Annotated in this window: 22 protein-coding genes; 14 read left to right on the top strand and 8 right to left on the bottom strand. The window is 60.2% G+C overall.

Features of this window, described 5'->3' with window-relative positions:
* From ACM6IM_RS20860 to ACM6IM_RS20870, 3 genes are all read right to left on the bottom strand, one after another.
* Positions 1-259, bottom strand: a 259-nt coding sequence (locus ACM6IM_RS20860) for a hypothetical protein (RefSeq protein ID WP_414866195.1), incomplete at its 3' end; no start/stop codon positions are given.
* A 46-nt stretch (positions 260-305) separates the two neighbouring features.
* Positions 306-1,526, bottom strand: coding sequence for a CaiB/BaiF CoA transferase family protein (locus ACM6IM_RS20865; protein WP_414866196.1), 1,221 nt, complete (start codon positions 1,524-1,526; stop codon positions 306-308).
* Between the two features lie 12 nt (positions 1,527-1,538).
* A complete protein-coding gene (locus ACM6IM_RS20870) occupies positions 1,539-2,720 on the bottom strand; it encodes an acyl-CoA dehydrogenase (RefSeq protein WP_192307359.1) in 1,182 nt (393 codons plus the stop codon).
* 157 nt (positions 2,721-2,877) lie between these two features.
* Between ACM6IM_RS20870 and ACM6IM_RS20875 the strand changes: the two genes are divergently transcribed.
* From ACM6IM_RS20875 to ACM6IM_RS20925, 11 genes are all read left to right on the top strand, one after another.
* Positions 2,878-3,777: a LysR family transcriptional regulator gene (locus tag ACM6IM_RS20875; RefSeq protein WP_414866197.1), complete on the top strand. Its 900-nt coding sequence runs from the start codon at positions 2,878-2,880 to the stop codon at positions 3,775-3,777.
* A gap of 433 nt (positions 3,778-4,210) precedes the next feature.
* Positions 4,211-5,332 (top strand): Re/Si-specific NAD(P)(+) transhydrogenase subunit alpha, encoded by a 1,122-nt coding sequence (locus ACM6IM_RS20880; RefSeq protein WP_414866198.1) that lies wholly within the window; start codon positions 4,211-4,213, stop codon positions 5,330-5,332.
* Between the two features lie 15 nt (positions 5,333-5,347).
* Positions 5,348-5,671, top strand: coding sequence for an NAD(P) transhydrogenase subunit alpha (locus ACM6IM_RS20885; RefSeq protein ID WP_192307356.1), 324 nt, complete (start codon positions 5,348-5,350; stop codon positions 5,669-5,671).
* Positions 5,671-7,104, top strand: coding sequence for an NAD(P)(+) transhydrogenase (Re/Si-specific) subunit beta (locus tag ACM6IM_RS20890; protein ID WP_192307355.1), 1,434 nt, complete (start codon positions 5,671-5,673; stop codon positions 7,102-7,104). The genes ACM6IM_RS20885 and ACM6IM_RS20890 overlap by 1 nt, the downstream gene beginning before the upstream one ends.
* 180 nt (positions 7,105-7,284) lie before the next feature.
* Positions 7,285-8,778 (top strand): acetyl-CoA hydrolase/transferase family protein, encoded by a 1,494-nt coding sequence (locus ACM6IM_RS20895; RefSeq protein WP_192307354.1) that lies wholly within the window; start codon positions 7,285-7,287, stop codon positions 8,776-8,778.
* Positions 8,779-9,097: 319 nt separating this feature from the next.
* On the top strand, positions 9,098-9,313 hold the full coding sequence (locus tag ACM6IM_RS20900; RefSeq protein ID WP_192307353.1) for a DUF1127 domain-containing protein: 216 nt from the start codon (positions 9,098-9,100) through the stop codon (positions 9,311-9,313).
* A gap of 256 nt (positions 9,314-9,569) precedes the next feature.
* Positions 9,570-9,779 (top strand): DUF1127 domain-containing protein, encoded by a 210-nt coding sequence (locus tag ACM6IM_RS20905; RefSeq protein ID WP_414866199.1) that lies wholly within the window; start codon positions 9,570-9,572, stop codon positions 9,777-9,779.
* Positions 9,780-9,923: 144 nt separating this feature from the next.
* Positions 9,924-10,241, top strand: a complete 318-nt coding sequence (locus ACM6IM_RS20910; RefSeq protein ID WP_414866200.1) for a DUF2388 domain-containing protein — start codon at positions 9,924-9,926, stop codon at positions 10,239-10,241.
* A 104-nt stretch (positions 10,242-10,345) separates the two neighbouring features.
* Positions 10,346-10,648 carry a DUF2388 domain-containing protein gene (locus ACM6IM_RS20915; RefSeq protein WP_201191157.1) on the top strand — a complete coding sequence of 101 codons (303 nt, stop codon included), beginning with the start codon at positions 10,346-10,348 and terminating at the stop codon, positions 10,646-10,648.
* A 27-nt stretch (positions 10,649-10,675) separates the two neighbouring features.
* Positions 10,676-10,996, top strand: a complete 321-nt coding sequence (locus tag ACM6IM_RS20920; RefSeq protein WP_192307350.1) for a DUF2388 domain-containing protein — start codon at positions 10,676-10,678, stop codon at positions 10,994-10,996.
* Positions 10,993-12,954 carry a DUF4105 domain-containing protein gene (locus tag ACM6IM_RS20925; RefSeq protein ID WP_414866201.1) on the top strand — a complete coding sequence of 654 codons (1,962 nt, stop codon included), beginning with the start codon at positions 10,993-10,995 and terminating at the stop codon, positions 12,952-12,954. The genes ACM6IM_RS20920 and ACM6IM_RS20925 overlap by 4 nt, the downstream gene beginning before the upstream one ends.
* Positions 12,955-13,008: 54 nt before the next feature.
* Here ACM6IM_RS20925 and ACM6IM_RS20930 read toward each other — a convergent pair whose 3' ends face one another.
* The 3 genes from ACM6IM_RS20930 to trpB form a co-directional block, all read right to left on the bottom strand.
* A complete protein-coding gene (locus ACM6IM_RS20930) occupies positions 13,009-13,452 on the bottom strand; it encodes an anti-virulence regulator CigR family protein (RefSeq protein ID WP_414866202.1) in 444 nt (147 codons plus the stop codon).
* Positions 13,453-13,573: 121 nt separating this feature from the next.
* A complete protein-coding gene (gene trpA / locus ACM6IM_RS20935; protein ID WP_414866203.1) occupies positions 13,574-14,386 on the bottom strand; it encodes a tryptophan synthase subunit alpha in 813 nt (270 codons plus the stop codon).
* Complete coding sequence (trpB, locus tag ACM6IM_RS20940) at positions 14,386-15,606, bottom strand: tryptophan synthase subunit beta (protein ID WP_414866204.1); 1,221 nt, start codon at positions 15,604-15,606, stop codon at positions 14,386-14,388. Before trpB ends, trpA begins: the two co-directional genes overlap by 1 nt.
* Before the next feature lie 123 nt (positions 15,607-15,729).
* Here trpB and ACM6IM_RS20945 point away from each other — a divergent pair, with 123 nt between their 5' ends.
* A complete protein-coding gene (locus ACM6IM_RS20945; RefSeq protein ID WP_414866205.1) occupies positions 15,730-16,623 on the top strand; it encodes a LysR family transcriptional regulator in 894 nt (297 codons plus the stop codon).
* Here the strand turns inward: ACM6IM_RS20945 and ACM6IM_RS20950 are convergent.
* Entirely contained in the window at positions 16,620-16,943 is a 324-nt protein-coding gene (locus ACM6IM_RS20950; RefSeq protein WP_192307344.1) for a DUF883 family protein, read from the bottom strand. The genes ACM6IM_RS20945 and ACM6IM_RS20950 overlap by 4 nt on opposite strands.
* Positions 16,944-17,099: 156 nt before the next feature.
* Here ACM6IM_RS20950 and ACM6IM_RS20955 point away from each other — a divergent pair, with 156 nt between their 5' ends.
* A complete protein-coding gene (locus tag ACM6IM_RS20955; protein ID WP_010465710.1) occupies positions 17,100-17,315 on the top strand; it encodes a dodecin in 216 nt (71 codons plus the stop codon).
* A gap of 122 nt (positions 17,316-17,437) precedes the next feature.
* Positions 17,438-17,662: a DUF1161 domain-containing protein gene (locus ACM6IM_RS20960; RefSeq protein WP_201191168.1), complete on the top strand. Its 225-nt coding sequence runs from the start codon at positions 17,438-17,440 to the stop codon at positions 17,660-17,662.
* 120 nt (positions 17,663-17,782) lie between these two features.
* Here ACM6IM_RS20960 and ACM6IM_RS20965 read toward each other — a convergent pair whose 3' ends face one another.
* Positions 17,783-18,784 carry an LLM class flavin-dependent oxidoreductase gene (locus ACM6IM_RS20965; protein ID WP_201191170.1) on the bottom strand — a complete coding sequence of 334 codons (1,002 nt, stop codon included), beginning with the start codon at positions 18,782-18,784 and terminating at the stop codon, positions 17,783-17,785.
* Between the last annotated feature and the right edge of the window lie 6 nt (positions 18,785-18,790).

Genomic DNA, 18,790 nt, shown 5'->3' on the forward strand with positions numbered 1-18,790 from the left:
CTGTCAACACCTCTTTTTCACCGCTTTCGACCGAGAAGATCGAACCGTCCATCAAGCGACTGCACACTGCCTGACCGACTCCTTCCAGGCTTCGATGACCTGAAGCAACTCGCTGCCGAAAACCGCGTAACTCTTTGTTTACCAAGAAGTTTTCCGTTTCGACTGCGCCGGAAGTGGGGCGAATTATAGACGTCCAGAATCTGCCGTCAACATGTTTTTTTACATTTCTATCAATAACTTGCAGAAAGGCTGAAAACAACCTGCTCTTCTATATAGAAAGGCCACTTCCTATATAGAGGGCACACTTAAAGAACCCCGGCCTCCTTGAAGGCTGCAACCGCTTGCACGTCCAGCCCCAATACCCGCTGCAACACCTCGAGCGTGTGCTCACCCAGCAACGGAGGCGCGTGACGATATTCCACGGGCGTTTCGGACAGGCGAATCGGGCTCGCCACTTGCGGCACCTTTCCGGCCAACGCATGAGGCAACTCGATCGCCAGCCCACGCGCCTTCACCTGGGGATCGGCAAAGACCTGAGCCAGGTCGTTGATCGGCCCACACGGCACACCCGCCCGCTCCAGTTGCGCCACCCACTCAGCCGTGGTCTTGAAGACCGTAGCCTGGCGAATCAAGGGAATCAGTACCGTGCGGTTCGCCACTCGCTGCGTATTGGTGGCAAAACGCGGGTCATCGGCCCATTGCGGCTGCCCGGCCACTTCTGCAAATTTTCGGAATTGCCCGTCGTTACCCACGGTCAGGATGAAATCGCCATCCGCTGTAGGAAAATCCTGGTAGGGCACAATATTCGGGTGCGCATTCCCCAGACGCTTGGGTGCATTGCCCGTCGCCAGATAATTCATTGCCTGGTTTGCCAGGCAAGCCACCTGAACATCCAGCAACGCCATATCGATGTGCTGACCGCCACCACCCTGATCCCGATGCGCAAGCGCCGCAAGAATCGCCACGGTCGAGTACAGTCCGGTCAGGATATCCGTGAGCGCCACGCCAACTTTCACCGGCCCTGCACCCTCCGCACCTTCAGGTTGCCCTGTAAGGCTCATCAGGCCGCCCAGCCCCTGGATCATGAAGTCGTAACCGGCGCGCTTGGCATAAGGACCGGTCTGGCCAAACCCGGTGATCGAGCAATAGATCAGCTTCGGGTTGATCGCCTTGAGCGACGCATAGTCCAGCCCATAAGCCGCCAGCCCACCCACCTTGAAATTCTCGATCAGGATGTCTGACCTGCAAGCCAGCTCGCGCACCAGCGCCTGACCTTCCGGACGCGTGAAGTCGATGGTCACCGATTGCTTGTTGCGATTGGCCGACAGGTAATAGGCGGCCTCGCTGGTGTTCTCACCGTACGCATCCTTGAGGAAAGGAGGCCCCCAGGCGCGCGTGTCATCACCGCTGCCCGGGCGCTCGACCTTGATCACTTCGGCGCCAAGGTCCGCCAATATCTGCCCGGACCAGGGTCCGGCCAGCACTCGCGATAAATCCAGTACCCGCAGATGCGAAAGCGCGCCCATGGTGTTCTCCTGTCAATAGAACGCCTGAAGGCCGGTTTGCGCGCGACCGAGGATCAGTGCGTGGACGTCGTGCGTACCTTCATAGGTATTCACCACTTCCAGATTGACCAGGTGCCGGGCCACACCGAATTCGTCGGAGATGCCGTTGCCACCCAACATGTCACGCGCCATGCGGGCAATGTCCAGTGACTTGCCGCAGGAATTGCGCTTCATCATCGAAGTGATTTCCACCGCCGCCGTCCCTTCATCCTTCATGCGCCCCAGACGCAGACAGCCCTGGAGTGCCATGGTGATTTCGGTCTGCATATCGGCCAGTTTCTTCTGGATCAGCTGAGTAGCGGCCAATGGCCGACCGAACTGCTGGCGGTCCAGCGTGTACTGGCGAGCGGTATGCCAACAGAACTCGGCAGCCCCCAGCGCCCCCCAGGAGATGCCGTAGCGTGCGGAGTTGAGGCAAGTGAAGGGGCCTTTCAAGCCACGGACATCAGGAAAGATGTTCTCTTCTGGCACGAATACGTTGTCCATGACGATTTCGCCGGTGATGGACGCACGCAGCCCCACCTTGCCGTGAATCGCCGGAGCACTCAGGCCCTTCCAACCCTTCTCAAGGACGAAGCCACGGATGTCGCCGGCATCATCCTTGGCCCAGACCACGAACACGTCGGCGATCGGGCTATTGGTGATCCACATCTTGCTGCCCGTCAGGCTGTAGCCGCCGTCCACCTTGCGCGCACGGGTAATCATCGCACCCGGGTCGGAACCATGGTTAGGCTCGGTCAGACCGAAACACCCGATCCACTCGCCCGTCGCCAGCTTTGGCAGGTACTTCTGCTTCTGGGCTTCAGTGCCGAACTCGTTGATCGGCACCATCACCAACGAAGACTGCACGCTCATCATCGAGCGATAACCCGAGTCGACGCGCTCGACTTCACGGGCGATCAGACCGTAGCTGACGTAATTCAGACCGCTACCGCCATACTGCTCAGGAATGGTTGCGCCCAGCAGGCCCACTTCGCCCATCTCGCGGAAGATCGCCGGGTCGGTCTTTTCATGGCGGAAAGCTTCAAGAACACGCGGTGCGAGTTTTTGCTGAGCGAACTGCTCGGCGGTGTCGCGAATCATGCGCTCTTCTTCGGTGAGCTGTTGATCCAGCAGCAGGGGATCAATCCAGTTGAAGCTGACTTTACCGCCCATGAGTATGTCCTCTCGAATCGGGTCAAATAACGTGGACTGATCCTAGGCCTGCTTCGGCGCTGTCGCAAACGAGGATTTTGCATGCTGTTGTGCTAATTTCTCACTCCGAAACATCGCATACCGCTCATTTTGTGATGAATTAGTGAGGTAGATGTACATGCGCAGAAAAATCCCCAGCACAGCGGCCCTGATCAGCTTCGAAGCCGCTGCGCGCCACGAGAGCTTTACCAAAGCGGCGCAGGAGCTTTCACTTACCCAGGGCGCCATTTGCCGACAAATCGCCAGCCTTGAGGAGTTCCTTGGCGTGGAGCTGTTTCGACGCTCCCGGCGTGGGGTAAAGCTGACGGAGGCCGGGCTGTCCTACAGCCGCAGGGTGGCTACCCAACTGGACGCAGTCGAGCGCGACACGCTGTCGGTGATGGGCCAGCAAGGCACCAACGTGATCGAACTGGCAGTCGTACCAACTTTCGGCACCCAGTGGCTGCTGCCCCGACTCAAGGACTTCCAGCAAAGGCATCCTGAAGTGACGGTCAACCTCACTAACCGAACCCGCCCCTTCCTGTTCGCGGATACCGAATTCGATGCGGCGATCTACTTCGGCGATGCGGACTGGTCGGGCACCGAATCCCACAGATTGATGGGTGAAAACCCCATGCCGGTGTGCAGCCCCAACCTGATGGGCCGGAAGACCAGCCTGACCCTTGCCGAAATCGCCGAACTGCCACTGCTGCAGCAGACCACTCGGCCCTATGCCTGGCGCCAATGGTTCAACTCGCAAAACCTGAACGTCCCGCGCGACATGACAGGTCCCCGCTACGAGCTATTCTCCATGCTGGCCCAGGCCGCCATGCACGACATGGGGATTGCCTTGATCCCGCCGTTTCTGATTCAGCGCGAACTGGCGGAGAAACGCCTGGTAATCGCCAACACGCAATCCCTGACGAGTATCAAGGCTTACTACCTGATGATTCCTGATCGAAAGGTCGAATCGGCGTCCCTGAAGGCATTTCGCGACTGGCTGGTGAGCCAGGCACAGAGCTACAGCCTCGAAGAATAAAGGCACTCAGACTAAATTGACTTCGTAGTCAGAAAAATCAAAGCCCTACAGATATAACTATTTGTCGCATATCCGCAGACTGTATCGGAATCAGTACAAACGTCCCACAAGCGCCATGACACGTGGCTTTGAGCCGCTATCCGACATCCATGTTCGCTCATTCACCTGACCAATGAGTAAATTCCTGAAATTGCGCCAGAATCCATACGAGGCAAGGCCCACAAGGGATTGACCCGTTCCGTTGCGACATTCGGTCACAGGGTGACTTGTAGTTAATTTTCCGTCACCCGTCATAATCCCTTGAAGGGCACATTGTTCGCCTGCAAAATGCCGCGCCCCGCCTTGAATTGGCGGGATCGTGCTGATCGGCCGCCCCAGCCGCACCATCCGAAGTGCCTGGGTTAATTCAATAAGATCACGCAGGAGATTTGACGTGCACATTGGTGTTCCTCTCGAAACCCAGACGGGTGAAACACGGGTTGCTGCAACCCCGGAAACCATCAAGAAGCTGATCAGCCAGGGCCACAAGGTCACGGTTCAAAGCGGCGCCGGCGTAAAAGCCAGCGTTATCGACAGTGCCTATGAAGCAGCAGGCGCAACCATTGGCAGTGCCAGTGATGCGTTGGGTGCCGAGCTGATTCTCAAGGTGGTCGCCCCCAATGACAGCGAACTCGCCCTGATCAAGAGCGGCACGGTTGTGGTGGGCATGCTCAACCCGTTCAACAATGAAACCATCGCCAAGCTGGCAGAGTGCGGTATTACCGCATTCGCATTGGAAGCCGCGCCACGGACCTCCCGTGCCCAGAGCCTGGATGTGTTGTCCTCCCAGGCCAACATCGCGGGTTATAAAGCCGTACTCCTGGCCGCTCACCATTACCCACGCTTCATGCCCATGCTGATGACAGCCGCAGGCACCGTGAAAGCGGCGCGTGTACTGATTCTCGGTGCCGGCGTTGCGGGCCTGCAGGCCATCGCGACGGCGAAACGCCTGGGCGCGGTGATCGAAGCGTCTGACGTGCGCCCGGCCGTCAAGGAACAGATCGAGTCCCTCGGCGCCAAATTTGTCGACGTGCCTTACGAAACCGATGAAGAGCGTGAATGCGCCGTCGGTGTCGGGGGCTATGCGCGTCCGATGCCGGCGAGCTGGATGCAGCGCCAGGCCCTGGCCGTGCATGAACGCGCCAAACAGGCTGACATCGTCATCACCACCGCACTGATTCCGGGCCGCAAGGCACCGACGCTGTTGAGCGCGGAAACTGTGGCGCAAATGAAGCCCGGCTCCGTGGTCATCGACCTCGCCGCCGCCCAGGGTGGCAATTGCCCGCTGACCGTGGCCGATCAGGTCGTGGTGGCGCATGGCGTGACCATTTGCGGCCCGACCAACCTGGCCGGTGAAGTCGCGGCAGACGCTTCGGCCCTGTACGCCCGCAACCTGCTGGACTTCCTCAAACTGGTCTTCAACAAGGAAGGTCAGTTCGAGATCAACCTCGAAGACGACATCGTCGCCGCGTGCCTGATGTGCCGCGACGGCCAAGTCATCCGCAAAAACGCCTAAGCAGGGATTCAGACGATGGAAGAGCTTATCTCCCCCGGTATCTACAACCTGATCATCTTCGTGCTGGCGATCTATGTCGGTTATCACGTGGTCTGGAACGTTACGCCTGCACTGCACACGCCCTTGATGGCGGTGACCAACGCAATTTCGGCGATCGTGATCGTTGGCGCCATGCTCGCCGCGGCGCTGACCGTGACGCCACTGGGCAAAACAATGGGTACCCTGGCAGTGGCCCTGGCAGCGGTGAACGTATTCGGTGGCTTCCTGGTCACCCGCAGAATGCTTGAGATGTTCAAGAAAAAAGCCCCGAAAGCCACAAAAGAAGAGGCGCCGAAGTAATGAGCATGAACCTGGTAACGACGCTCTACCTGATCGCGTCCATCTGCTTCATCCAGGCCCTGAAGGGCCTGTCGCACCCGACCACGTCGCGGCGCGGCAACCTGTTCGGCATGCTCGGCATGGCCTTGGCGATCCTCACCACCGTAGGCCTCATCTATAAGCTCGGTGCTGAGCTCGCCACCGCAGGCATCGGCTATGTCATCGTCGGCCTGCTGATCGGCGGCACCGCTGGCTCGATCATGGCCAAGCGCGTTGAAATGACCAAGATGCCTGAACTGGTCGCCTTCATGCACAGCATGATCGGCCTGGCGGCGGTGTTCATTGCCATCGCTGCGGTCGTCGAGCCGCAATCGCTGGGCATCGTCAAACAGTTGGGCGATTCGATTCCGGCAGGTAACCGCCTGGAGCTGTTCCTCGGCGCGGCCATCGGCGCAATCACCTTCTCCGGTTCGGTGATCGCCTTCGGCAAACTCTCGGGCAAGTACAAGTTCCGCCTGTTCCAGGGTGCACCCGTACAGTTCAGCGGCCAGCACAAGCTGAACCTGCTGCTGGGCCTGGCCACGCTGGCACTGGGCGTCACCTTCATGCTGACCGGCAACCTCGCGGCCTTCGCGTTGATGCTGATCCTGGCCTTCGTCATGGGCGTGCTGATCATCATCCCGATTGGCGGCGCCGACATGCCAGTGGTGGTTTCGATGCTCAACAGCTACTCCGGCTGGGCGGCGGCGGGTATCGGCTTCTCGCTGAACAACTCGATGCTGATCATCGCCGGGTCGCTGGTGGGCTCGAGCGGTGCGATCCTCTCGTACATCATGTGCAAGGCGATGAACCGCTCCTTCTTCAATGTGCTGCTCGGTGGCTTCGGCAATACAGCCGACGCAGGCCCTGCCGGCGCCAAGGAAGAGCGTCCGGTCAAATCCGGTTCGGCTGACGACGCGACTTTCCTGCTGACCAACGCCGACACCGTGATCATCGTTCCAGGCTACGGCCTGGCGGTGGCTCGGGCACAACACGCGCTGAAAGAGCTGACCGAGAAGCTGACCCATCACGGCGTCACCGTGAAGTATGCGATCCACCCGGTCGCCGGCCGGATGCCCGGCCACATGAACGTATTGCTCGCCGAGGCTGAAGTGCCTTACGACCAGGTGTTCGAGATGGAAGACATCAACTCCGAGTTCGGCCAGGCCGACGTGGTACTGGTACTCGGCGCCAACGACGTGGTCAACCCCGCCGCGAAGAACGATCCGAAATCGCCGATTGCCGGCATGCCGATTCTCGAAGCGTTCAAGGCCAAGACCATCATCGTCAACAAACGGTCGATGGCCAGCGGCTATGCCGGCCTGGACAACGAACTGTTCTACCTCGACAAAACCATGATGGTGTTCGGCGACGCCAAGAAAGTCATCGAGGACATGGTCAAAGCCGTGGACTAAAACTTGCTCCAACGCAATACCCAAAACCTCAGCCTTTAGTAGGCTGGGGTTTTTTATTACCCGTCGAAACCCGACAAAAGGCTCTAAATCAGGGGTATGCATTCGACCATGGTAGCGCGAGGATTTTTTTTCAAATCACTAGACTGCACACCTTGCTTCCGTTGCCCGAGATAACAATCCATGTACCGTGAACGTATTCGCTTGCCTTCGTTGTTGGAAAAGGTAATGAGCGCAGATGACGCTGCCGCTCTGATTGAGGACGGCATGACCGTCGGCATGAGTGGTTTCACTCGAGCCGGCGAAGCCAAAGCCGTGCCTCATGCACTGGCCGAGCGCGCCAAAGTCTCTCCTCTGAAAATCACCCTGATGACCGGCGCGAGCCTGGGCAACGACCTCGATAAACAACTCACCGAAGCCGGCGTTCTTTCGCGACGCATGCCGTTTCAGGTGGATAGCACGCTGCGCAAGGCGATCAACGCTGGCGAAGTGATGTTCATCGATCAACACCTATCGGAAACCGTCGAGCAATTGCGCAATCAGCAGTTGAAGCTGCCGGACATCGCGGTGATCGAGGCCGTCGCGATCACCGAGCAGGGCCACATCGTGCCCACCACTTCCGTGGGTAACTCGGCCAGCTTCGCGATTTTCGCCAAACACGTGATCGTTGAGATCAACATGGCGCATAACCCGAACCTCGAAGGTTTGCACGACATCTACATCCCGACCTACCGCCCGACTCGCACACCGATCCCGCTGGTGAAGGTCGATGATCGCATTGGCAGCACCGCCATCCCGATTCCGCCGGAAAAGATCGTCGCCATTGTCATCACCCATCAGGCGGATTCGCCGTCGACGGTCACGCCACCCGACGCCGATACCCAGGCGATTGCCGACCACCTGATCGGCTTCCTGAAGCAGGAAGTCGCCGCCGGACGCATGAGCAACAAGCTCGGCCCGTTGCAGGCGGGCATCGGCAACATCGCCAACGCGGTCATGTGCGGCCTGATCGACTCGCCGTTCGAAGACCTGACCATGTACTCCGAAGTATTGCAGGACTCGACCTTCGACCTGATCGACGCCGGCAAGCTGAGTTTTGCCTCAGGCAGTTCGATCACCCTGTCGAGCCGTCGCAACAGCGATGTGTTCGGCAACCTGGAGCGCTACAAGGACAAACTGGTCCTGCGCCCGCAAGAAATCTCCAACCACCCGGAAGTGGTGCGCCGGCTCGGCATCATCGGCATCAACACCGCGCTGGAGTTCGACCTGTACGGCAACGTCAACTCCACTCACGTCTGCGGGACGCGGATGATGAACGGCATTGGCGGTTCGGGTGATTTCGCGCGCAACGCGCACCTGGCGATCTTCGTGACCAAATCCATCGCCAAGGGTGGCGCGATCTCCAGCGTGGTACCGATGGTCAGCCATGTCGATCACACCGAACACGATGTCGACATCCTGGTGACCGAGATCGGCCTGGCGGACTTGCGTGGTCTGGCGCCACGGGAACGGGCTCGCGCGGTCATCGACAACTGTGTGCACCCGGATTACCGCCAGGCGCTGAACGACTACTTCACCGCCGCGTGCGCCCTGGGCGGCCACACCCCGCATATCCTGCGCGATGCCCTTAGCTGGCACATCAACCTGGAAGAAACCGGACGAATGCTCGCCCAGTGATGGGTACAGATAGCAGCTGACGCAAACACAGTTTCGTCAGCTGCCTATTGCCACGCCCCAACCTGAAAAAAACTGTACTGCTGTACCGGTGTTTTCCTACCGCATTTGCTTACCACAACTGCCAAAATGACCAAAAACGCACCAATCAAGTGCGCATAGGTACAGTTGCCTCAATTTAGACCAGTACACCACCCTTAAACAGTTAACTGGTCTCTCACAATACAGGTGAACTGTATCTAGAGAGACTGGCCAAACGAGAGGATCATTGGCATCAGTTAAACCACTACCTAATCCCGCCACAAGCGGAAGGATGTCTACCATGGAACGTACACTCAGTTCCGAGCTGTTCTTCGAAGATACTGCTGCAAAAACCCAGGCTTCCCTGCCTCTTCGCGTTATCGCCAACCTGATGCTGTGGCAGCGCCGCATCTCCAGCCGCCATCAACTGGCTCGCCTGGATTCGCGTCTGCTGGCCGATGCCGGGATCAGCGAAGCACAACGCTACGAAGAACTGGCCAAGCCGTTCTGGCGCTAATTTAGCGTCGCTGGCTCTGATCCGCAGGATCACCCGCCAGCACCCGAATTGAACAAACAAGACCCGTCGTGGGAAACCACGACGGGTCTTGTCGTTTCCGAGCGTTGAAACCTGAAAACAAAAGGGCAAGCGCACAACAGGTACAGTTTGAATTTTATAAAAACTGAACCAGTACAATTCAATGTACGTGTGTCTGTCCCAGGGCATCCCCCGGACGCACCATAGGGTCCCGATTCACCGTAAAAAGGGACTGCCCATGAGCAACTTACTGGATGTTACTGCCGACACACCCTGTCGGAATGTTCGACTCACCTGTTTCCGAAGACTGCTCAGGGGGCTCGCGGACGGCTTCGAGAGGGCGAGAACCCGCCGCTTGCTGGCCCAGCTCGACGACCGACAGCTCTCCGATATGGGCATCAGCCATTCGGATCGCCTCGAGGAATTGGATAAACCGTTCTGGCGCTGACGCGCGCTGACACAGACGGTACTGTGCGAACCGGCACTGGCAGGCCTAATATCACGTCAGAACGTGGCGATGATTGCGTGACAGGCGTCTGACTCAACAGATACTGCGCCACCTCTCAATCCGTTCACCCATAGGAGTTACACCATGTCCCGTCTACGCCTGCTCAGTGCCGCAGCCCTGCTTGCCGTGGCTGCCAATTCCCACGCCACCAGCTTCATCGTGACCACCGACGCCGTCGTCGGAGCCCTCAAGGCCACCTCCGACGCGACTTCCGATGTCACCTCGTCCTTTCGCGATGACAAGATCGTCCGCGCCGCCCGTGACGATGCCGCCAGTTTTGTCGCCAGCGAAGGCGCCATCCGGGGCGTGAAGCTGGAAAGCGCACTCGACCACATTCGCCATTACGCACCGGGCCTCAACGCGACCGACGCGCAGCTGGCTCAAGCGATCCTGACGATCTGAATCGCCGCCGACACGGGACACTCACAAGCTGTCCCTCGCCCCGGCACTGGCTCTAGGCCGGGCGTTACGCTAGCCTTGGGACTCACTTTCAACTGTCGAGTCCCATGAGCTTTCCTAAATACCTGCTGTTCACACCGTTTTTTTTCGCCTGTTGGGTGGGTTCGGTCCAGGCCTTTGACCTGACCACTCAAGGTGTCGTCGCTTCGGGTTACGCCACAAGCATGGTGACCTCCGCCCCCTTCGACCGTAAGCTGCTGGCTGCCCGGGATGACGCCGCGTCATTCATTGCCAGTGACGGCCAATTGCGCGGAGCACAGCTGGAGTCCGCCCTGAATTATCTGCACCGGACCCAGCCAAAACTTCATGCAAGCGACCTTGAACTGGCACAGGCTATTCTCGTCCAATAGATATCCTTGTTCTTCCGGAGTCGTTCCATGCGTAGCCCGCTGATTATCGCCACCCTCGGCCTGCTGTTATTGGCTGACGTCACCCAGGCGCACACCCTGGTTGCCACCAGTAACATCCTGATCAACGCCACCCGGCGCTCCCTTGATTTCACGTCCGATACCACCACGTCCATTCGCGATTCGAAAATCGTTCGTGAAGCCCATGACGATGCGGCGAGCTTCGTCGCCAGCGAAGGTGAAATCCGCGGCGCGCACCTGGAAGCGGCCATCAATGTATTGCGCACCCGCGTACCGGAAGCCCGGGACGCCAGTGACCAGGCACTTGCCGAAGCCATCCTCGCACTGTGAGGCGGTTCGGTACCTGGCTGCTGGCCGGGGTCTTGTTGCTGCTTGGCAATACGGCCCAGGCCGGCCTGCAATTGCGGCTCAAGACCGAAGGCCTGAGCCCCGCCCAACAACAGGCCAGCCAGGCACTGCTCGATGAAGCGATGCAGGCGTTGCCGCCGCGTTTCATCGAGCAACTCGACCGGCGCATCGACGTTGGCTGGACCGATGACATGCCGGGCAACGCCTACGGCCAGGCATCGCTGGTGTCCGAGCTGGACCTCAATCGCAATCTGCTCGCCAGCCTCACCGATGGCAGCGCCGCCAGCAAGAAAACCTACCGTCCCCACGGCACCGTGCGCCGCGAGATGCTGGCCACGGTGCTGCACGAACTCACCCACATTTATGACCGCTCGCGTTTATGGTCCGCCTCCGAACGCACGCTGATCCAGCGCTGTACCCGACGTAGCAACAGCTCCGGGTTGATCGGCATTCCGGATGAATGCCGGGGTCAGTCCGACCGGCGCTTTACCCTCAGCGACGACCCGCGCCTGCTCGACCTCGCCGGCTGGCAGCAATACGTGGGCCGTCGCGGCGAGCGCGAACAGCACAACCGCCAGGTCGCCCGCAGCCCGGACATCTACGAGACGAGCAGCCCGAAAGAGTTCGTTGCGGTCAACATGGAGTATTTCCTGCTCGACCCGAGCTATGCCTGTCGCCGTCCTTCGCTGTACCGCTACTACAAGGAGCATTTCGGCTGGGCGCCGGCCGCCAAGAACGCCTGCAGCCAATCCTTCGCCTTCCTCAATGCCGGCAATGACTTCGCCAAGCAGCCCTTGGGCCAGGTCGATCCGGAGCGGGTGTATGCCGTCGACTACCTGCTGGCCGAAGCCAACCAGAACTGGGTCAGCCGTTGGGGCCACAGCATGTTGCGCCTGGTGATCTGCGCTCCTGGCCGGCCACGCGGCCCGGACTGCCGACTGGATCTGGACCAGCACCTGGTGCTGTCCTACCGCGCCTTCGTCGGTGATGTGCAGCTCTCGAGCTGGGACGGCCTGGTCGGCAAATACCCGTCGCGCCTGTTCGTCCTGCCGCTGGCCCAGGTGATCGACGAATACACCAAGACCGAACTGCGCAGCCTCGCCTCGGTGCCGCTGAACCTGTCGCGCGAGGAGATCGAAGGCGTGGTGGAGCACGCTGCGGAAATGCACTGGAGCTACGACGGCAACTATTTCTTCCTGTCCAACAACTGTGCAGTGGAAGGCCTGAAGTTGCTGCGCAGCGGCAGCAACAACGCCAAGCTGGTCGGGCTCGACAACATCATGCCCAACGGTTTGCTGGAAGTGCTCAAGGGTCGCGGGCTGGCCGACACCAGCGTGCTCGACGATCCCCGCGAAGCCCTGCGCCTGGGCTACCGCTTCGACTCATTCCGCGACCGCTATCAGGCCATGTTCGAGGTGCTGAAAAAGCACCTGCCGATCAAACAGGACAAGGTCGAGGACTGGCTGTCCCTGAAGGCTGAAGAGCGCCGCCCGTGGATCGAACAAGCCGACCTGCGCACCAGCGCGGCCCTGCTGTTGCTGGAACAGGCCGCCTTCCGCCAGCAACTGGTACTGGCCCAGGACGAAGTGAAACAACGCTACCTCGGCGCTCGGGAATTGAAAAACGGCGGCATGGACAAGGCCAACGCAACCTTGCAGCAGATTCTCGCCAACAGCGGCTTCCTCAGCCGTCCGGCCGAGCTGCTGGGCACCGGCGGCTATGGGCTGCCACAACCCAACGAATGGCAGCGCCTGGAGTCGGAAAGCAGCCTGCGGCAGAAACAGCTGCAACTGCTGACCGGTGACCTGGACAAGGAAGTCAGGGCGTTGCTCGAACCCGGCCGTGCCGCCGAGATGGCTGCCAACGAAGCCAACCTGAAGCAGGTGGGCGAGCATTTGCGCAAGCTGCACAAAGCCTCGGGCGGATTGGAATTGCCATGAAAAAGGCTTCGCGGCTGAACACCGCGAAGCCTTGGGCCTGCCGGTCCGTTTAACTCACAGCACCCCATCGAGAATTTCATAGACGATGCCGCTGCCCACCGCGATCAGCACAATGTCGCTGCCAGCACGGCGCCACTCGTACCCGCTGTAATACGGCAGCCGACTCAGTGCACGATTGTCCAGGCGTTCGCCGTAGTAACCAGGCGGCAGCGGCCGACCACGCTCCAGGTGAAGGCCAGGAGGCGGCGGCGCGCCGCGCACGAAATAGCCATGGTTATCGCGGATCGTCTGGCGCACCGGGCCGAAATCGCGGGGCGGCGGGCCGCCACGATGATTGTCCTGCGGACCGCGATGGTCATCGCCGCGATTGTCGTAATGGCCTTGTTGCTGACCACCACGGTCATGATCGTCGCGCGGGTCGGCGTTGGCGTGCAGCCACGGCGCGGCGCCAAGCAGCAGTACGCCAAGGCTGGCTATCAGACGTTTCGGCATTTTCATCAGGTCTTTCCTCACTGCGCATACAGCAAAAAGGGCTTCAGAACGTAGTCCTGAAGCCCTCGATCTTGCTGTTTAGTCTGCGCTGCGAGGCTCTAATTCCTCTGTATCAGGAACTTTACCTTCAGCTGACCCGGGCCTTACGTACGCCATCGGCCAGCGCTGCGCACAGGCTGAGCACACCGTCGATGGCCTGATCCGGGGTGGTCGCATTGGCGATATGATCGATCAGCGCCGACCCCACCACCACACCGTCGGCCAGACGTGCGATGGACGCCGCCTGCTCCGGTGTACGGATACCGAAGCCGATGCTGATCGGCAGATCGGTGTGGCGACGCAGGCGCGCTACCGCTTCTTCGACGTGCTCCAGCGTCGCCGCGCCAGCACCGGTCACCCCGGCGACAGACACGTAGTAGACGAAGCCGGAGCTGCCGTTCAGCACGGTCGGCAGGCGCGCATCGTCAGTGGTTGGCGTGGTCAGACGGATGAAGTCCAGGCCCGCAGCCTGAGCCGGGTCGCACAGCTCGCCGTTATGCTCGGGCGGCAGGTCGACCACGATCAGGCCATCCACGCCAGCCTCTTTCGCATCGGCAATGAAACGCGGTACGCCGTACATGTGGATCGGGTTGAAGTAGCCCATCAGCACCAGCGGCGTTTCGCTGTTGCCCTGGCGGAATTCACGAACCATTTGCAGGGTTTTCACCAGGTTCTGCTTGGCGCCCAGCGCACGAATATTCGCCAACTGGATGGCCGGGCCATCGGCCATCGGATCAGTGAACGGCATGCCCAGCTCGATCACGTCGGCGCCTGCCGCCGGCAAGCCTTTGAGGATCGCCAACGAGGTGTCGTAGCTCGGATCACCTGCGGTGACGAAGGTCACCAGGGCGGCGCGGTTCTGTTGCTTGAGTTCGGCAAAACGCGTTTGCAGGCGGCTCATCAGTGGTTCTCCTGCTGGGATTGTTCCATGTGGTGCATCACGGTTTGCATGTCTTTGTCGCCACGGCCGGACAGGTTCACCACCATCAGGTGATCTTTGGGCAGGGTCGGTGCGCGCTTGAACACTTCAGCCAGGGCATGGGCGCTTTCCAGTGCAGGAATAATCCCTTCCAGGCGGCAGCATTTGTGAAACGCATCGAGGGCTTCGTCGTCGGTCACCGAGGTGTATTGAACGCGGCCAATGTCGTGCAACCAGGCGTGCTCCGGACCGATGCCCGGATAGTCGAGGCCGGCGGAAATCGAGTGGGCGTCAATGATCTGGCCGTCATCGTCCTGCAGCAGGAAGGTGCGGTTGCCGTGCAGCACACCCGGAACGCCGCCGTTCAGGCTGGCCGCGTGCTTGCCGGTTTCGATACCGTGACCGGCCGCTTCGACACCAATGATCTCGACGCTTTTGTCGTCGAGGAACGGATGGAACAGACCCATGGCGTTGGAACCGCCGCCGATGCACGCCACCAGGCTGTCCGGAAGGCGGCCTTCCTGGGCTTGCAACTGGTCGCGGGTTTCCTTGCCGATGACGGCCTGAAAGTCACGGACCATCGCCGGGTAAGGGTGCGGTCCTGCGACCGTGCCGATCAGGTAGAACGTGCTGTCGACATTGGTCACCCAGTCACGCAAGGCTTCGTTCATCGCGTCTTTCAAGGTGCCGGTGCCGGCGACCACGGGGATGACGGTAGCGCCCAGCAGTTTCATGCGGAACACGTTGGCCTGCTGGCGCTCGATGTCGGTGGTGCCCATGTAAATCACGCACTCGAGACCGAATCGCGCAGCCACGGTGGCGGTCGCGACACCGTGCATGCCGGCACCGGTCTCGGCGATGATGCGTTTCTTGCCCATGCGTCGCGCCAGCAGGATCTGGCCGATGCAGTTGTTGATCTTGTGCGCGCCGGTGTGGTTCAGCTCCTCACGCTTGAGGTAAATCTTTGCGCCGCCGCAGGCCTCAGTCAGGCGTTCGGCGAAATACAGCGGGCTCGGGCGTCCGACATAATCGCGCTGGAAGTAGGCCAATTCCTTGTTGAACGCCGGATCTTCCTTGGCCGCTTCATATTCACGGGCCAGATCGAGGATCAACGGCATCAGGGTTTCGGCGACGTAGCGGCCACCGAAAGCGCCAAACAGGCCGTTGATGTCGGGGCCGTTGCGCAGATTAGTCTGGGTCATGGGTCGCTCCGGTTGAATGCGTGAGGTGGTGCTTTTGCAGAAAGTGGCTTCACTCTACCCCTGACGCCCCCGGCTGAAAACCGATAAGATCGCCGTAACCTGTCAGGAAAACTCACAGATCCCATGAGCCACGACCTTCCCCCGCTCAACGCCCTTCGTGCCTTCGAAGCCACTGCCCGCCTGAACAGCGTCAGTCAGGCCGCCGAACAGTTGCACGTGACCCACGGAGCGGTCAGCCGACAGTTGAAAGTTCTTGAGGAGCACCTTGGCGTGAGCCTGTTCATCAAGGATGGCCGCGGCCTTAAACTCACAGATGCCGGGGTTCGGCTGCGGGACGCCAGCGGCGAAGCCTTCGAACGCCTGCGCACGGTCTGTGCCGAGCTGACCCAAAGCACTGCCGATGCGCCGTTCGTGCTCGGATGCTCGGGCAGCTTGCTGGCGCGCTGGTTCATTCCACGCCTGGGGCGGTTGAATGCCGACCTGCCGGACTTGCGCCTGCACTTGTCCGCCGGCGAAGGTGATCTGGACCCCCGTCGCCCCGGTCTGGACGCCCTGCTGGTGTTCGCCGAGCCGCCCTGGCCCGCCGACATGCAGGTCTATGAGCTCGCCAGCGAACGCATCGGTCCGGTCATGAGCCCACGGTTTGGCGGGTATGAACGCCTGGAAACGGCACCAGCCAATGCCCTGCTGAACGAGCCGCTGCTGCACACCACCTCGCGCCCGCAAGCCTGGCCCAGTTGGGCGCAACAAAACGGCCTCGACGCGAATGCGCTGAAGTACGGACAGGGTTTCGAGCATTTGTACTACTTGCTGGAGGCCGCCGTGGCCGGGCTTGGCGTGGCGATTGCCCCGCAGCCGCTGGTGATCGAGGACTTGAAGGCCGGTCGCCTGGTTGCGCCGTGGGGATTCAGCGAAACCCCGGCGCAACTGGCGTTGTGGCTACCCAAGCGCGCCGCGGACGGGCGCGCCAGGCAACTGGCGCAGTGGCTGAAAACCGAGCTGCGCCAGACGGATTAGTCGCGCTTGCACAGCAGGTAAGCCGCCAGCAGGCCCAATGCCCCGACCGCCACACCGGCGGTGGTCCAAGGGTGCTCCTGGGCATAATCCCGAGTGGCGATCCCGGTTTCGCGGGTTTTGACTTTGACTTCTTCATAGGCATCGCTGAGCAGGTGACGCGAATGCTTCAGCGCGCTTTCGGCATTGGCTTTCAAGGCCTTGAGCGTTTTACGCGACTCGTCCGAGGCGTCATCTTTGAGGTTCTCCAGAGACTTCAGCAGACTCTCGATCTCGGCTTCCATGCTTTGCAACGAGGCTTTACGTAAAGAGGTGTTGGCCATGGTGGCTCTCCTGCATTGGTGATGAGTGGCGTGTGTTGGTTGGGACTTCGCAGGTTCGAGAAAGTGCAGTAAATCTGAACTTCTTCGTGGGAATGGCCGCCAGAAGTAATACGAAAATCACTGCTAGTCTGTATTTCACACCCAAGGAGAACGCCCATGACAGACCATCACACCTACAAGAAAGTCGAGCTTGTCGGCTCATCCACCAGCAGCATCGAGGATGCCATCAACAATGCGCTGGCTGAGGCCAACAAAAGCATCAAGCACCTGGAGTGGTTTGAGGTGACCGAGACTCGAGGTCACATCAAGGACGGCAAGGCCGCACACTTCCAGGTGACGCTCAAAGTGGGATTCCGGATTGCCAGCAGCTGAGTTTTTGCGAGTCTTCTGAACTTGCGCGCTGGCCGAGTGCCATAGGGAATGGCAAAGCGCTATATGTGTGCATCCGGCCGATGGCTGGATGCTCCCTTTGATCCGACCAGGGAGTGCGACCGATGAAGAAGTTTATGTTGGCAGTAGGATTGTTGAGCCTTGCAGGCGCCGCGTGGGCTGACGGCAAACCATGCGAAGAGCTGAAAGCGGAAATTGCCGCCAAGATCGATGCCAAAGGCGCGTCGAACTACTCACTGGAAATTGTCGATAAAGGCACTGCGTCCGACGGAAAAGTCGTCGGGACCTGTGAGAGCGGCACCAAGGAAATTGTCTACAAGCGCGGATGATTGCTTCAAAGCCGCACACTCCATGTGGGAGCGAGCCTGCTCGCTATGACGTCGAATCAGTCAAAGCATAGGTTGGCTGACACGGCGCTATCGCGAGCAGGCTCGCTCCCACAGGGGTGATTAACCCTTCATGACCTGCGCCAGCAACTCGTAGGAATGCACCCGATCGGCGTGTTCATACAGGTCGCAAGTGAAAATCAGCTCATCGGCCTGGGTCTGTTCGATCAGGACTTCCAGTTTGGCGCGAATCTTCTGCGGGCTGCCAACCATCGCCAGTCCGAGGAAATCACCGACCGCCTCTTTCTCATGGGGCAGCCACAGCCCGTCCATGGTTTTCACCGGTGGACGCTGCACCAGGCTCTGACCACGCATCAACGCGAGAATGCGCTGATAGACCGACGTCGCCAGGTATTCGGCTTGTTCATCGGTGTCAGCCGCCACCAGCGGAACGCCCAACATCACGTAAGGTTTATCCAGTACCGCCGAAGGCTTGAAGTGGTTGCGATAGACGCGAATCGCCTCATGCATGAATCGCGGGGCGAAATGGGATGCGAAGGCGTAGGGCAAACCGCGCTCCCCCGCCAGTTGTGCGCTGAACAGACTCGAACCCAGCAACCAGACCGGAACCTGGGTGCCGGTGCCAGGCATCGCGATGACGCGTTGATCCGGGGTGCGCGGGCCGAGGTAGCGCACCAGTTCGGCGACATCTTGCGGAAAATCATCGGCGCTGCCCGAGCGCTCGCGGCGCAGGGCGCGGGCGGTCATCTGATCGGAACCGGGTGCGCGCCCCAGGCCCAGATCGATGCGGCCCGGGTAGAGGCTCTCGAGGGTACCGAACTGTTCGGCGATCACCAATGGCGCGTGATTGGGCAGCATCACGCCGCCAGAACCCACCCGAATGGTCGATGTACCGCCGGCCAGGTAGCCCAGCAACACCGAGGTCGCCGAGCTGGCGATACCGTCCATGTTGTGGTGCTCGGCGACCCAGAATCGGGTGTAGCCGAATTTTTCGGCATGCTGCGCCAGGTCCAGGGAGTTGCGCAGCGATTGGGCCGCGCTGCCGTTTTCGCGCACGGGCACCAGATCCAGGGTCGAAAACTTGATGTCGGACAGTCGTTTCATAAGCCT

Source organism: Pseudomonas sp. IT-P12 (assembly GCF_949767465.1).
Classification (GTDB): domain Bacteria; phylum Pseudomonadota; class Gammaproteobacteria; order Pseudomonadales; family Pseudomonadaceae; genus Aquipseudomonas.

Bases quoted from the DNA above. Each gene is read 5' to 3' on its own strand.
- ACM6IM_RS20865 (WP_414866196.1), bottom strand. From the start codon at position 1,526: ATGGGCGCGCTTTCGCATCTGCGGGTACTGGATTTATCGCGAGTGCTG.
- ACM6IM_RS20870 (WP_192307359.1), bottom strand. From the start codon at position 2,720: ATGGGCGGTAAAGTCAGCTTCAACTGGATTGATCCCCTGCTGCTGGAT.
- ACM6IM_RS20875 (WP_414866197.1), top strand. From the start codon at position 2,878: ATGCGCAGAAAAATCCCCAGCACAGCGGCCCTGATCAGCTTCGAAGCC.
- ACM6IM_RS20885 (WP_192307356.1), top strand. From the start codon at position 5,348: ATGGAAGAGCTTATCTCCCCCGGTATCTACAACCTGATCATCTTCGTG.
- ACM6IM_RS20890 (WP_192307355.1), top strand. From the start codon at position 5,671: ATGAGCATGAACCTGGTAACGACGCTCTACCTGATCGCGTCCATCTGC.
- ACM6IM_RS20895 (WP_192307354.1), top strand. From the start codon at position 7,285: ATGTACCGTGAACGTATTCGCTTGCCTTCGTTGTTGGAAAAGGTAATG.
- ACM6IM_RS20900 (WP_192307353.1), top strand. From the start codon at position 9,098: ATGGAACGTACACTCAGTTCCGAGCTGTTCTTCGAAGATACTGCTGCA.
- ACM6IM_RS20905 (WP_414866199.1), top strand. From the start codon at position 9,570: ATGAGCAACTTACTGGATGTTACTGCCGACACACCCTGTCGGAATGTT.
- ACM6IM_RS20910 (WP_414866200.1), top strand. From the start codon at position 9,924: ATGTCCCGTCTACGCCTGCTCAGTGCCGCAGCCCTGCTTGCCGTGGCT.
- ACM6IM_RS20915 (WP_201191157.1), top strand. From the start codon at position 10,346: ATGAGCTTTCCTAAATACCTGCTGTTCACACCGTTTTTTTTCGCCTGT.
- ACM6IM_RS20920 (WP_192307350.1), top strand. From the start codon at position 10,676: ATGCGTAGCCCGCTGATTATCGCCACCCTCGGCCTGCTGTTATTGGCT.
- ACM6IM_RS20930 (WP_414866202.1), bottom strand. From the start codon at position 13,452: ATGAAAATGCCGAAACGTCTGATAGCCAGCCTTGGCGTACTGCTGCTT.
- trpA (WP_414866203.1), bottom strand. From the start codon at position 14,386: ATGAGCCGCCTGCAAACGCGTTTTGCCGAACTCAAGCAACAGAACCGC.
- trpB (WP_414866204.1), bottom strand. From the start codon at position 15,606: ATGACCCAGACTAATCTGCGCAACGGCCCCGACATCAACGGCCTGTTT.
- ACM6IM_RS20945 (WP_414866205.1), top strand. From the start codon at position 15,730: ATGAGCCACGACCTTCCCCCGCTCAACGCCCTTCGTGCCTTCGAAGCC.
- ACM6IM_RS20950 (WP_192307344.1), bottom strand. From the start codon at position 16,943: ATGGCCAACACCTCTTTACGTAAAGCCTCGTTGCAAAGCATGGAAGCC.
- ACM6IM_RS20955 (WP_010465710.1), top strand. From the start codon at position 17,100: ATGACAGACCATCACACCTACAAGAAAGTCGAGCTTGTCGGCTCATCC.
- ACM6IM_RS20960 (WP_201191168.1), top strand. From the start codon at position 17,438: ATGAAGAAGTTTATGTTGGCAGTAGGATTGTTGAGCCTTGCAGGCGCC.
- ACM6IM_RS20965 (WP_201191170.1), bottom strand. From the start codon at position 18,784: ATGAAACGACTGTCCGACATCAAGTTTTCGACCCTGGATCTGGTGCCC.